The organism is Bacteroides zhangwenhongii (assembly GCF_009193325.2).
GTDB classification, from domain to species: Bacteria; Bacteroidota; Bacteroidia; order Bacteroidales; family Bacteroidaceae; genus Bacteroides; species Bacteroides zhangwenhongii.
In genome coordinates, this window is record NZ_CP059856.1 from 2241557 (window position 1) to 2256918 (window position 15362).

General features: G+C 40.7%; 7 protein-coding genes. 1 reads left to right on the plus strand and 6 read right to left on the minus strand.

Annotated elements, in window-relative coordinates; all coding sequences use genetic code 11:
* Positions 1 to 10 precede the first annotated feature (10 nt).
* Genes GD630_RS09135 through GD630_RS09160 form a run of 6 tightly spaced genes read right to left on the minus strand, consistent with a single transcriptional unit; the run spans position 11 to position 10994 of the window.
* Positions 11 to 1516, minus strand: coding sequence for a fimbrillin family protein (locus tag GD630_RS09135; RefSeq protein ID WP_182505743.1), 1506 nt, complete (start codon positions 1514 to 1516; stop codon positions 11 to 13).
* A gap of 26 nt (positions 1517 to 1542) precedes the next feature.
* Positions 1543 to 3987, minus strand: a complete 2445-nt coding sequence (locus GD630_RS09140; protein WP_238482978.1) for a polysaccharide lyase family 8 super-sandwich domain-containing protein — start codon at positions 3985 to 3987, stop codon at positions 1543 to 1545.
* A complete protein-coding gene (locus tag GD630_RS09145) occupies positions 3984 to 4937 on the minus strand; it encodes a DUF5017 domain-containing protein (RefSeq protein WP_143866431.1) in 954 nt (317 codons plus the stop codon). Before GD630_RS09145 ends, GD630_RS09140 begins: the two co-directional genes overlap by 4 nt.
* Before the next feature lie 26 nt (positions 4938 to 4963).
* Entirely contained in the window at positions 4964 to 6589 is a 1626-nt protein-coding gene (locus GD630_RS09150) for a RagB/SusD family nutrient uptake outer membrane protein (protein WP_143866434.1), read from the minus strand.
* Between the two features lie 26 nt (positions 6590 to 6615).
* On the minus strand, positions 6616 to 9780 hold the full coding sequence (locus tag GD630_RS09155) for a SusC/RagA family TonB-linked outer membrane protein (protein ID WP_143866436.1): 3165 nt from the start codon (positions 9778 to 9780) through the stop codon (positions 6616 to 6618).
* A 20-nt stretch (positions 9781 to 9800) separates the two neighbouring features.
* The gene (locus GD630_RS09160; protein WP_394368256.1) at positions 9801 to 10994 is read right to left on the minus strand and encodes a glycoside hydrolase family 88 protein; all 1194 of its coding nucleotides are present in this window, start codon (positions 10992 to 10994) and stop codon (positions 9801 to 9803) included.
* Positions 10995 to 11246: 252 nt separating this feature from the next.
* Here GD630_RS09160 and GD630_RS09165 point away from each other — a divergent pair, with 252 nt between their 5' ends.
* Positions 11247 to 15269, plus strand: coding sequence for a hybrid sensor histidine kinase/response regulator transcription factor (locus tag GD630_RS09165; protein ID WP_143866597.1), 4023 nt, complete (start codon positions 11247 to 11249; stop codon positions 15267 to 15269).
* Positions 15270 to 15362: the final 93 nt, after the last annotated feature.

Genomic DNA, 15362 nt, shown 5'->3' on the forward strand with positions numbered 1-15362 from the left:
TTAATTATGGTTAGTTTTTCTTTTTAAGCACAACATCATCCAAATAGAATTCAACGCCCCCAGTTGTCGGGTAAAATCCTATGTAAAAATCAGCTAAAGCTTTCGGAGTTGATTCATAGATATGTTCCTCTGTATAAGAGTAAGGGTCTTTTAATAGTTTAGAAAAATTAAAATCTAATGAATAAGCTCCATAAATATCAGAAAGAGTAAACTCAACATATCCGGCATAAGGTTTATCTCCTGGAATTTTATCATTTGCCATAAAAACATTAGGAGTACGTCCTCCAGTCGTAGCATCATTAGTCTTAATGTAGCATCTCACTTTTTTGCCCTTTGTACCTTTTGCATTAAATTGCAATGAATATACTTGGGGGTTAGCATTCTTCATACGATAAGTTACCACCTGCCCATACCAGCTTCCTGCACCTGCGCCAAAACTATTTCCATGAATTACGTTCCTACCCTTTATTTCATCATATTCAACGACAGCAGTCCCTCCTCCTTTAGTCTGAAACCACCACGTTCCTTCAGCTTCTTTCATCGGGTCAGCACTTTTTCCAACGTCTCCCACCGGCAATTCTTCAATAGAATTTTGTATCCAATTTTCAGCCGCACTTCCTTCATTCGTACTTCCCGATTCCCAATCTTCTATCGGTTCACTTTCCGTCTTCACTTCTATTTTATCCAAATCAACCCTCACCGTACAAATATACCGCATTCCCTGTTTTAATAAGTCTGTACCTTCCGATAGATTCCAGTTAAACGTACGGTTCATATTAGGCAATTTAATTTCCGCTTCATATCCTTCGGTAGAAGCAGCAGGAAGCACTTGTGCAGACGCTCCATTCTCATCCGTCAAAGTCACAAACTCTATCGTCTTCACTTCTGTTGCCGGTTCAAATGTCCCGGACAACAGATTGAATTCCGCTTTCGTTTTCATCCCTGATACCTTAATGACAGATTCAGTCAAATACTCATCTTTTACCCCATCTCCAGCTTTTAATTGAAACACAATCTGAGATAAAACGGGGCGAAGCTGTAACGTTGTCTTTTTGTTATCCTTACTTAATCCTTTACCATTACCTGCATAAAGAAAACTGAAATTGGAACTGGTCTTCTGGTTAGCAACATTCATCGGATAAAGATTATCCGTCAAATTGTCTTTACGTGGATAATAAGCAATAATATCCACTTTACTGCCATCTTCCGGATAATATATCACATCCTCCATAACAGCCGGAGTGAAATATCCTTCCGGCATTACTGTTGTCTGATATTTCACATTACAATAGGGTTCAATACACTCTACCGTATTCTCTTTCAACATATAAATACCGACTGTTTTTCCCGATTTCCACTGTTCTCCGGCATCTTCCGGATTGAAAGAATATGCTTTTCCCATTAATACTATCGGTGTTTGTGATACTTGTTCGTCTCCTGAATTATCATCGCTACAGGCACCGAGTACTAATGCCATTGTTGATAGCATTACGACATTAAACAAATAGTTTTTCATATTGTATCTCATTTATTTTCGTTAATTTATAAATTCACAGTCACTGTCTTCCCACAGAAAGCCCCTTGAGGCATTTGTATCGGAATACGTTTACCATTGTAAGTCACTATTATTTCTTTCAAATCCGGATTCATTGTAGCGTCAGTTACGGAAATCCGTCCTCCTACCCCATCCTTCTCAATCAATACCGTACATGGGGCAGACACCATAAGTTCCGCATCATTTACTTTCAAAGTTGCCCCTGCCTGATAAAAAACAGTTCCTAGCGTATTACCGTCTTTAGTTCCGGCAGCCTGAACCAATGTATCATTGCGAAGAACCTCAAATGGTAATTCCGTAGCAGGCACTCCATCACCGGCATAGACTACATAACCATAAGTATCATCAACCGGAGTTTGGGAATGATCTACCCATAAATGAAGAATATTCACTTGTGTCGGCAAATCCTTTTTATTACTGTTCGAACGGTTGCGTTTCGCCCATTCCGTCTTTTTTGTCTCATACATAAAAGAGGCATTCTTGGTATACTCCGGCAACACCGTATAAGCAAACTTACCTTGCTGCATTACCCATACCGACTTGCCTCCGACAAAAAACGACCATTTCCCCTTACCTACCGGAATCTGCTTTCCGTTTTGCATAGCCACTACCTGGCTCTCATGCAAAGTCTGATCAATTGTAGTACGAATATTTCCTTCCAATTGAGGATGTTGATTAGTGATACCGGCTCCCAGTGCCAACATATAATCACCAAACATGAAATATGATTTATAAGCTTTCACACCATAAAGAACCTCATTCTTCGCAGAACTTCCCTTATCATTGACCCCTTCTTTTTCTGCAGCATTCATCTTTTCAAAAAGATACCCCGCCACAGCATTCACACCACCACTAGTAGCCGCCCCGGCAAAGTTATGCTTGCTACAATATCCACGCCAGTTAGTTGTCGGCACAAGTTTGTCCATGCCTTCACGAGCTGTGACTCCGGGAGTTGCCGTCACATCCCATGCCCCTATAACCGTTGTATATTCATTTCCTTTCCTCTGAAATAGAGTCATACCATCCGTCGGATAAAAATTATATTCATCAGCGAAGTTGATTGCACTCTCCAAACCGTCACAACGGACAGAAGCCATATTCACCAGAATATGATAGCGTTCGTTCTTCTTTATCAACTTGTCATTATTAAAAAACCAACGGGTACCATTATACAATCCATCTGCATATCCATTCATTTTCAATTGATGTTTTTCCGCATCCTTTTGAAAATTTCTCAGTTCCTCACGTTGCTTACTGTCAAAGGAATCAAGCCAATCCTTCAATAACTTACGGACCATCAATAAAGTACGTATATCTTTGCCCACCGGATTATATTGTGCTGTAGCACGATCCAAATAAGGTAATGTATAGCCTTTATAGTAGAACCAACTGCTTCCACGGAAGAAATTAAATAAGGTCTCCACATTCTGTTTACTCAACTTACGCTCCCACGGAGTATTTTTCAACGCTGTGAGCACGTCAAGCGCATAAATATTTCCATCAATCGGATACCCCCAAACGAGACACTGCATACCATGCCCCCATCCGGCACCATCCGCCGTACAACCTTCAGTCCAAAATGCATCCTTATATGTATTCTGAGATGTGTAGTCGATTCCTCTCTGTGCCACCTCACCCAAAACATCAATCATCGGAATAGATTTATACATTACTGCAACAGGAAGTAAAGAACGATAAGCCAGCGCATTTCCACCTACCCACCACACATGATTACGGAAACGATTGATACTAACCACATTCTTATCCGTCTCATCATCTCGTAACGGCTGTGTCCATGCTTGTAGTCCTAATACTTTCAACATATCACAGGCCGCTATCAACTCTGCATCCTTACTTTTTCCTTTTTCCACAGCCTCCATTTGCTTAAAGAAACAGAAATAAGTATTTACAGCGGCAGTAGGAATGGCAAAACAAGACGCATGGAAACGATGTACGCGGTTACTTCGGCTCACTTCCAAATTCCCATAATACAATATGGCTTTCTGACATTTTTTGAAAACTTCTTTATCCAAAGAAACTCCCATACGGTCTGCGCGGAATTCTTCTGCAATTTTCCATATACGATTGAATGCTTCCGTAAGAAAAAGGCCTATCTTTTCCTGGTTTTTACTCTCCATGATCCCCTTTTCCGTTTCCGCCAAATCTGTAAATATCCCGTTATCCTCCCATTTATTCAGAATTTCAGAAACCAACAGGTTCTTGGGCAATGAATAAGCCCGGTATCCATGTCCGGAATAATATTCACGATATTCCTTTATGGCCTTTTCTTTCTTGCTGTCTTTAATCTGCTGTCCTTCCTCATAATAACGATGATAATTGTCGAATGCCCAAATTCTTTCGGCATTCTGCGCGGAAGCAGACAATGCAATCCAAAAAGACACGATGACATATAAACATCTCTTTTTCATCATTTCACTCTTTCCTTTACTGTTATTTTCATCTCTTTTACAGCACTCTCAGAATTCCACATATTCGTGTTCGAAGCCACAAACGTAACCGTATACTCACCCGGAGACTTATATGTATAACTATAAGAAGGCGATTTCATATCCAAAGCTTTAATCGGTTCGCCTTGGTCGGGAGCAACTGATGCCGCATCCATCTGCTGACTAATAGCCCACACGTCAATCTCTTCATTTTGCGTTTCTTTGGGTTGGAACAATAGCTTTGAGTCATCCGCACCATAATTCTTCTGTGTCTTCCCCTTCAAATAAACATAATTGAAACCAAACTCTTTAGAAGGATTCGTCATTGTAATAATGCTACCTTCCACTTCCTTTACCAAAGTCAGAGGCTGAACATCTATACGGGGCTGGTCTTTATTCAGTTCAGGAGCTTCCGGAGTTTCATAACGGAATGCCAGAAAAAACTTTTTATCTTTATAAGTAGAAAAATCAGCCTCATCCGAAACGGTTTCAGTACGTACATTGCTGCCGGTACATGTAGGCACTTTCAACTGTCCTTCTTCCGTACCAGACAATTCTACCCAAGTAGCTTTATTAATTCCATCGGCTGTATAAGCTCCATTAAAATTCTCAGAAATATAAATATGTATACTAGCCCTGTTTTGATATGGAGGCTCGGTATATTGCTGTTTAATGGTATAAGACAGTTTCATAGATTCCACTTCCACCTTCAAACGATCTTTATTGGCATATTTTTTCCCATCTTCACCCGAATAGAAAACAATATAATCCGGATTTCCACTAAAATCAAAGACTACTTCATCTCCAACATATACTTCCTGTGCATTATTACGAAGATTCACATCAAAATCAATATCATCCACCTTATCGGGATCACAGGAGACGAACAGTCCCCCTGCCATTAATAACAACGAATATAAAAATCTCTTATTCATAGTTTCATTCTGTTACAAAGTTTATATTACCAGTTTTCATTCTGCCCACAAGTGGGATTTGTATTCAATTCAGCCTGCGGTATAGGCAGATACAAATGTTTGTCCGCAATATTGATACCCGGCACCGCCTTCACACTGGACAGACTATAACCGATTGTACTCCCATGCTCATCTATAGACTGATCTTTCAACATCCGGATACGGTCAAGATAATACTGTTTTCCCCATCGGCGCAACTCCATGTGGCGTGGTACTTCAAAACAAAGCTCTCTAGTACGCTCCTCGCGAATGAACTCCCTGAACTCTTCTTGTCCTGAGAAATCACTTAAACTGACTTTATCCACTCCGGCACGACTACGCACCTCATTCACTGCATCAATAGCCTCTTGTGTAGGTCCTCCTTCAAATTCATTGGCACACTCGGCAATCATCAATAAGACATCCGCATAACGCATGATAGGAAAATTGATGGAAGAACAATTACGTGCCCACGGACGGATAGGATCATATTCCGCCCTCCATTTTCCCGGATTACCATCTGTCTTATTCTTCTTTTCTTGTTCAGTGTACATCACTTTCCTTACCTTATTATTTACCGTTTCATATTTATAATCACCGAAATTCCACCATTTACGCGTATCCTTCTCTTCATACATCTTGAAAAGGATTCGTGTACCATCATACCAGGCATAAGCAAAAGGATAGTCCGGATCGGTCAGATTCCCCTGACTGATTCCCAAATACAAACCGACACGTCCGGTTTCGTTCGTTTTATCCAGCCCGTTGCCATAGAATTCCACTTCAAACATACTTTCCCGGTAAGTCAAATCATACTTATTCGAACACATATTGATAAACATAGCCCGGTAACCGTTCACACCATCTTCCTCCTTATAAAGTTGATGCAAATTGCTTTTCTTTACCTCACGTGCCCATGTCAAAGCCTCCTCCCAAGTATCAGCTTCTACCGGATAACCGGCCTGCCACATATAAGCACGTGCCAATAAAGCTTGTACGGTAGTCTTCGAGATACGTCCCGGAGCATTCAATTCATCAGCAGGACGGCATACCTTCTCCGCATCCAGCAAATCTTGAATGATTTGCTTATAAATTTCCGTTTGCGAAGACTTTTTCAGTTGCTGATGAGATAAATCACGCACAACTTCAAGCCGCAACGGCACATCTCCCCAAAAAGCGACCAGATTCATATAGAAAAGAGCTCTCAATGCTTTTGCTTCACCAATAAACATAGACTTCATTTGCTCTCCACCACACTCTTCATCCGTACGAATAGAAATAGCGGCAATATAATCGTTGGCACGATTGATTCCTTCATATAAATCCTGCCATGCACGCTCTATTTTAGAATCGGTATTATTAAAATTATAATTGGACACTTGTATGTAATCCTTGCCATACTCACGGTTGTAGACCAATATATCCGTTCCGGCGTCCAGGTCTCCCCAAAGATTGCAGGCATAAGTTCCTTCCGCACCGAGTTTATCGTAAATACCTGTCAGTCCTGCCATACAACTGACTTCATCATGGTAAAGGTTCTTCTCATCCAAACTACCGTATATATCCGTTTCCAGAAAATCACAGGATGAAAAGGTCAACATTGCCAAACCGGCTATATAAATTATATTTTTCATAATGTTCATTTTTACTATCTATTATTTTACAAACCAAGCTTTATGCCGAACGTATAAGACGTAGTTTTCGGATAAGCAGAATAATCAAACCCACGCGTCAAAGCAGAGTTACGAGTAGATACTTCCGGATCATATCCGGTGTATTTAGTCCAAGTCCATAGATTCTGCCCACTGACATATAACCGTAATGAGCTAATTCCTATACGTTTGATCAGTTTCACCGGAAAATTATACCCCAATTGTACATTCTTCAGGCGTAGGAAAGACGCATCTTCCACCACCCGGCTAGTATTCAGATTGGTAAGATTACGATTGACCGCACACAAATAATTGGTATAATTACCCTCCGTATATGTTCCATCACCATTATCCACTCTAGGCGTCCAGTGATTCATAGCCGAAGCCAGTTGATTAGTATGCTGTCCGCGCAAATCCTCCAGTTTGGCACGGTTATAGTTAATCACATCATTACCGTACGACCATTGAAAGAATATGCTTAAATCAAATCCCTTATAAGAGAAGTTATTTGTAAAACCTCCGGTATGGATAGGCAAACCATGTCCGATCACAGTCTGGTCTTCCGCCGTCACCTTACCATCTCCATTAATATCACGCAGCTTCATATCTCCCGGCTGTATCGTATTACGTTCCTGTGTATTATTAGGGATACCATTTTTCAAAACAAAGACTCCCGGAGACACTTCATTGAAATCTTCATACTGATAAACGCCATCATACACATAACCATACATTTCCGAGAGCGGATGTCCCACACGGGCAATATACAAATTATCAATAGTAGGATATTGAATGCCCGATACCAGAAAATCCTGATCTCCTGAAAGCCCCGTAATCTTGCTCTTATTGAAAGATATATTGAAATTGGTAGTCCATTTAAAACGTCCTCTTTCTCCGGCAAAGTTTACAGTATTAAGAGATATTTCCAACCCACGGTTACGGATACTTCCTATGTTTTGCTGTATTTTATCAAAACCAATGGACAAAGGAACATCCGCATTCAGAAGCAAATCCTTAGTCTCTTTATTATAAATGTCAATCTCACCACTGATACGATTATTGAACAAGCCAAAATCAAGCCCTATATTTGTCTGGTAAGTTGTCTCCCATTTCATTTCTTTATTCGGCATTTGAGAAATATATATAGCCGGATTCTCTATCGAGTTATTAAACGCATAATTTTGGTCTCCCGAATATAATAACTGTGACGGATAATTACGATAAGTATTACAATTACCGGTAGCTCCCCATCCGGCTCTCAGTTTCAAGTTAGACAACCATTTACGAGTCGGCTCCATAAATGCTTCTTCTGAAATACGCCATCCGAACGAACCGGAAGGGAAATAGCCCCACTTATGATAAGGGAAACGAGATGTTCCGTCGGCACGGATAGTGGCAGTCAACAAGTAACGTGATTTCCAGTCATAGTTGAAACGCGCAAAATAAGAGGCCATCTTATCATCAAAGTTAGTAGAGTTCAGCTTATCAGGCGTACCGTTAGAAATTCCCCAAAAGCCAAGCGCATCCCAAGGTACCATAGAAGAACTGGCTCCCAACACGGAAGTCGTACGGCTGTTCAATGAACCTCCCAGCAAGGCAGTAATATTATGTCCCCGGAACTTCTTCCGATAAGTCAAAGTATATTCATTAGACCAACCGTCCCATTCCCGATAACTAAAGTTACCGTTTGAATGTTTGGCTGAATAACGCGGATCTCCCCAATAAGTATCCGCATTATTAAAAGTCTCACTGCGGTCCGTACGCCAATTATAAGCAAACGTTGCCCTGAAAGTCAGGTTCTTAGCAATATCCCAATTCAAATAAGCATTCATACTCAACTGACGGCTACGTGTTTTTGAGTAGGTATTCTCAATAGTCTTGACCGGATTATATGGATAATTCGGATTGTCCTGCAACAATTTATCCTCCGCATCTTCTGAATCCGAATAAAAAATAGGGCGATAGGCCAACACCTGATATAGGAAGTACTGAGTTGAACCTCCCCCTCCTTGCGAAGGAGCAGATCCCTTGGAGGTATTATTAGAGAAATTAAACGTGACCCCAGCCTTTACTTTCTTAGATATCTGCTGGTCAAGTGTCATGCGTGCTTTCAAACTCTCATAAGACGAGTTAACTATAATTCCCTGCTGATTATAGTAAGAAATGCTGGAACTATATTTGGTATTTTTCGTTCCTCCTACCAGTGACAAATGATGGTTGGTCATCGGAGCAGCACGGAACACTTCATCTTGCCAATCAGTTGAAGGAAGATTTGCATAGTCTCCCAATACCCGGTTACGTCCCAATGCCTCATCATATCTGTAATAAGTCTTTGCCATCTCCGAAGAGCTCAGTATTTCCTGCTGTAAAGCGACAAACTCCTGTCCTCCCAGCAAATTCAGGAAATCCGGTTTTGCCTGATATGTAATATAGCCGTCATAAGTAACACGTGGAGCACTTTCCATACCCCGTTTAGTTGTGATAATAATCACTCCGTTTGCTCCACGCGCACCATAAATAGCAGTGGCGGATGCATCCTTCAATACATCTATCGACTCTATATCATTGGGATTCAATGCAGCCGGATTGGCGTCTTCGGTAGCAAATCCGTCAATTACGTACAAAGGAGTACCATCCGACGTGTCAGAGATCGTATTACTACCTCGAATCACAATGTTCGCTTCCGCGCCCGGCTGTCCGTCACTGGTAACCACTTGCACACCGGCTACCCGACCTCCTAAAGCCTGGTCAAAAGACAAAACCTGGCTTTTGTTCAGTTCACCCATATCCACTTTGGCAACAGATCCCGTCAGATCACTTTTTTTCACTGTAGCATATCCTACAGCCACCACTTCATCCAAAGTAATCCCATCTTCCTTCAATACGATATTCAGTGTTTTCTTGTTTCCTACGGTTACTTCCTTAGTCGCATAACCGATAAACGAAACTACAAGTACGGAAGATTGTTTCGGAACAGAGATTTTAAACATACCGTTCACATCTGTAATCGTTCCCGTCTTCCCTCCTTTTAACATCACATTTGCTCCAATGACAGGCTCATTAGCCTCATCTATCACCTTGCCGCTAACAGATATCTGTGCATAGCTAAAGGTGAACGAGCAAAGCATTAGCAACAATAAGCTAATACGCTTCGATAATTGTCCATTTTTCATAATATAACTTGATTAAATTATTAATTAACTGTTTCTGAATTGGTATTCTTCTCTAAATCACGTTTACGGCTCAAAGCCTCCAGAAAATAATAATCCGTATAATTCAACGGAACATCTATTTCCGCTTCATGCGGGATACTTCCTACGGAATGCATCAAAATAAAATGACCGTTCTCTCCTACTTTTGCCCGATAAGCAGATGTAGTTAACGCGGCAAGTATCTTATCGGCAGTCTTCTTATATTTAGGATTAGGCAGATAAGTGCTCAATTCATAAAGAGCCGAAGCCGTTATGGCGGCCGCCGAAACATCCCGGGGTTCATTAGGAATATTCAATGCATCATAATCCCAAAACGGAATCAAGTCCGACGGCATATTCTTATTAGTAAAAATGAAATCATAAATGTTGGAAGCCTGTTCCCAATATTCCGGTTTTCTCGTATAACGATAACAAACGGTGTATCCATAAATAGCCCATGCCTGTCCACGTGCCCATGCCGATTCATCCGCATAACCTTGTGCGGTCTGTTTGCCACGTACCATACCGGTTTCCGGATCATAATCTACCACATGATAACTACTATAGTCTGCACGAAAGTGATTTTTTAATGTCCGGTCGGCATGGCTGACCGCTATATTATAATAGGTAGAATCACCGGACAAACGTGTAGCCTCAAAAAGCAACTCCAGATTCATCATATTATCTACAATCACCGGACATTTCCATCCCCTTTCCGCTTGCCAGCCTTTGTCCGCATCCCACGACTGGATAACACCTGCGTTCGGACGAAAACGAGTAGAAAGCGATTGCGCCGACTGCATGATTACGGAACGATAATCCTTATCTGCAAAACGCATTCCGTTAAGGTAGCTGCATCCTGCCATAAATCCTACATCATGATGCCAGGTAAGATATTGTACAGAGTCTAAGGCCTCAGTATACTTCTCCGCCAGTTTCTCCCATTTATCATCTCCTGTCAATTGATACATATACCACAAACTACCTGGGAAAAATCCACTTGTCCAATCATCATAAGGGACATAAACCACCTCACCATTTTCATCCAATGTTCTCGGATTTAAGATATGGCCGCTCTTTTCTATCTGATCTGTCATTAACGAGTATTGCGATACCGCATTCGTTATGTTATCAGCGACTATATCACCAACAGTCGTGTTCTTCGAAGTGCATCCTGTCATCATCAGGACAATCATTCCCATAAAAGTTAAAAAGGAGCCTTTCATATACGGTTCGTTTTCTATTTATTTTTTAATGATGATGCAAATATAAAGGCGGTTGTCCAATAGTTACCGAGCCATACATACAAGATATATACATTGTACGTACAACAACACAAGAAACCGGCAATGTACTTACAGCTCATATATTATGTACTCATACTACAGTTATATTTCAATAGAAAAACGTATATTTGCGTTACGAATTTTAGTATCCTGATATCTATGATAATCAAAAGACACCTCCTTTTTATCTGTTTTCTTATTGTCTGCATCATAAAAGGACAAGCTCAAGATATTACCTTCGGTCATCTGACCACCAATGAAGGACTTTCCAATAATGCGGTCATGACGATGTACCAAGACGAACGGAGATTTATATGGATCGGAACTAGAAATGGAGCCAATCTCTATAACGGAAATGAATTTAAAGTATATAAATTCCGAAAGAACAGTTCCAATAGTTTAATTTACAATAATATCAATCATATTACCGGAAATAAAAAGGGGGAAGTTTACTTCATGACGCCCAAAGGAATATCCGCTCTCAATATCAGAAAAGACACATTTACAACATTAATACAAAAAGAAATACGGGCTATGTTCTATCATGAACAATTATATGCAGCCCACAGTAACAGTATCTATATATACGATGGCAAACAATTCAGCCTTTATTATGAATTGCCTCAGAAAAGCAAAATTACAGCACTGCACGTCAACGACAATCAAATCTTGATCGGCACGGAAAATCAGGGTTTGTTCAGTTTGGACCGCCACCACCAATTATCTCATCCCATTTCCAAGGGGAATATCTCAACCATTTTTCAAGACTCGTCCGGAAAATACTGGATCGGAAGCTGGGAAGAAGGTCTTTTCATGATGAATGGAGAAACAATCAGCAATTTCCGGCACGAAGAGCAAAACCCGTCCAGCATCAGTTCCAATTTTATCCGTTGTTGCAGTGAAGACAAACAGGGTAATTTATGGATAGGAACCTTTAATGGCCTTAATATGTTCCACCCTTCCAGCCAGACATTCACACGTTACCAGAAACGTGAGAACGGCTTGAGCCATTCGTCCGTCTGGAGCATTCTCTGTGACCATCAAGGAAGTATATGGGTAGGGACTTATTTTGGCGGAGTAAATTACTTCAATCCGGAAAGTCAGATCTATCATCAATATCAAGCAGCAAAAACAGAGAGTGAAGGATTGAGCTCTCCTATCGTGGGGCGTATCACGGAAGACAGTCAGCACAACCTATGGATAGGGACCGAAGGCGGAGGATTAAATAAGTACGACCCGAAAAGCAGAAAATTCGAATGGTTCAGATACAGCAAGCTACCCGGCAGTCTCTCACACAACAATGTGAAAGCACTTTATTATGATCCGCTACGTGAAGTTATCTGGATAGGAACTCATCTGGGCGGACTAAATAAGATGGATCTGAAAACAAAGAAATTCACTCAATATTTCCATAATGAAAATGATCCGGAGTCACTTCCTTCCAATATCATCAGAGATATTATTCCCTATAAGGAGCAGTTAATAATCGCCAGCCATGCGGGAGTTTGCATTTTCAATCCGGAAACCGGCAAAGTAAAACGATTATTCCAGACATTACCTTATAAAATAACGTATGCCGCTGGAATATTTATCGACCATCGCGGAACATTATGGATTTGCGGAGGTGGCAATGGTGTATATTCTTATCAATTTGACAACCAGAAGATAACAAACTACAAACATAATCATGCACTGGAACATGGCCTTAGCAGCAATAGTATCAACCGGATTTACGAAGACAGCCAGCACAGACTATGGCTATGCAGCAATGAAAGCGGTATAGACCTTTACCGATATGACACGGACGACTTTATAAACTTTGATAGAGAAAAGAATGAACTGGCAAGCGACTGCGTGAATGATGTATGTGAATTATCACCCGGCAAACTTCTTTTTACTACGGATGTCGGTTTTTCCATCTTAGATTATCAGACACAGAGATTCAAAAATTACGATCATGAAAACGGCGTTCCGCTATCTGCCATCAATGAACGTTCATTATATAAATCACAACAAGGAGAAATCTTTATAGGAGGAATCGACGGCATGATTTCTTTCAAGGAAAAAGATATCAATTATATTCCTAAAGGCTATACCATTGCTCCGTTTCGTCTTATTGTCAACGGGCAAGATGTAAATGTAGATGATGATAGCGGCATTTTAAAGGAAGACTTGAGTATAACCCGAAAACTTGTACTCAAATCCAGCCAATCCATGTTCAGCATCGAATATGCAATTTCAAATTATATCCCCGCCGCTAAAAATGAGATGGAATATTTTTTGGAAGGTTTTTCTGAGACATGGACTACCACCCGGGGGCAAAATACCATTACTTATACCAATCTGAGTCCCGGGAAGTACACTCTATTGGTACGTATCAAAAACAACCAGTCACAAATACCGGAAAGTCGGCTGGAAATTGTAATACTTCCTCCATTCTACCTGACCATTTGGGCATATCTGTTCTATTTTATTATTATTGTCGGTGTACTCTATTACCTGATCCGCACCTACAACAACCGCATCAAGCTACAAGAATCCTTAAAATACGAAAAAAAACGCACCGAGGATATAGAGCGGCTTAATCAGGCAAAGCTACGCTTTTTCACTAATATCTCACATGAATTCCGTACTCCATTGACATTGATTATCGGCCAGATGGAAATGTTGCTGCAAGTCCGTTCATTTGCACCGACAGTCTACAACAAAATACTGGGTGCTTATAAAAACAGCCTGCAATTGCGGGAATTAATCACCGAACTTCTTGACTTCCGTAAACAAGAACAAGGGTATATGACAATTAAAGTGAGTGAACACAATATTGTAGATTTCCTTTATGAAAACTACCTCCTTTTTCAAGAATACGCCTTGCAACGCCAGATTTCTTTCAACTTCCGAAAAACAAATGATTCCATCAATGTATGGTATGACGCCAAACAGCTACAAAAGGTTATGAACAATTTGATATCAAACGCATTCAAACACACCAAAGAAGGAGGTGAAATCAGCGTTTCAGTACGTAAAGGTAACCGGGAGGTTATTATCGAAGTAACAGATAACGGTACCGGTATTGCTGCGGAAGATATCAATAAGGTATTCAATCGTTTTTATCAAACCGATCAAATAGAGTCATTATCGTACACAGGCACGGGGATAGGCTTATCCTTGACTAAGGGCATTGTTGAATTACATCATGGTACTATCGACGTATACAGTGAACCGGGAGAAGAAACGACTTTCAGCGTTCATATCAAAACCGGAAATGAACACTTTACACCTGAACAGTTCAGCAAACGACAAGAAGAATCGCAACTGGCTTTAGAAAATAATATTCCTCTTCAGGAACTCCAAGAACAGTTGTTGAACGAGCAGGAGGTCATGAGCAACGAAAACATTGAGAGAAGCAAAGAGGCCCGCATACTCATTGTAGAAGACAACGATTCTCTACGGGAAATGCTCGTTAAGATATTCGAGTCGTTTTATGTTGTCAGCATAGCCGCCAACGGACGTGAAGGATGGGAAAAAATACAATCTGAACAGCCCGCTATTGTGTTAAGCGATGTTGTAATGCCGGAAATGTCGGGAACGGAACTTTGTAAACTAATCAAAGAAAACATAGAAACCTGCCATATCCCTGTGGTATTGCTCACCGCACGAACAGCAATAGAACACAACCTAGAGGGTTTACGTTTGGGAGCCGATGACTATATCACCAAGCCGTTTAATATCAATATCCTGCTTTCCCGCTGCAATAATCTGGTAAACAATCGTATCATACTACAAGAGAAATTCAGCAAACAACCACAGGCTACTCCACAGATACTAGCCACTAATGCTATGGATAAAGAGTTAGTTGATAGAGCTATGAAAGTAATCGAAAGTCATATTGACAATGTGGAGTTCAACGTGGATATCCTAGCGCGTGAAACCGGTATTGCCCGTACCAAACTATTTACCAAGTTGAAAGCAATTACCGGACAAACACCCTATGAATTTATTCTAACTATCCGCTTAAAACGGGCTGCTATCATGCTCAAAGAAAACCTGGAACTCAATATTTCCGAGATTTCCGACCGGCTAGGGTTCTCCTCTCCCCGACAGTTTAGTAAATGTTTCAAGGAAAAGTATCGTGTTGTGCCACAGACATACAGAAAAGGAGAAAATGCAGATAACGAAGAAGAATAAAGTGTACGCAGAAAGTACTATTCATGTACGTATAATACACCTCATTCCGGTAAAAACAACCGTTATTTGCAGATGAAAAACAGATATGTCACT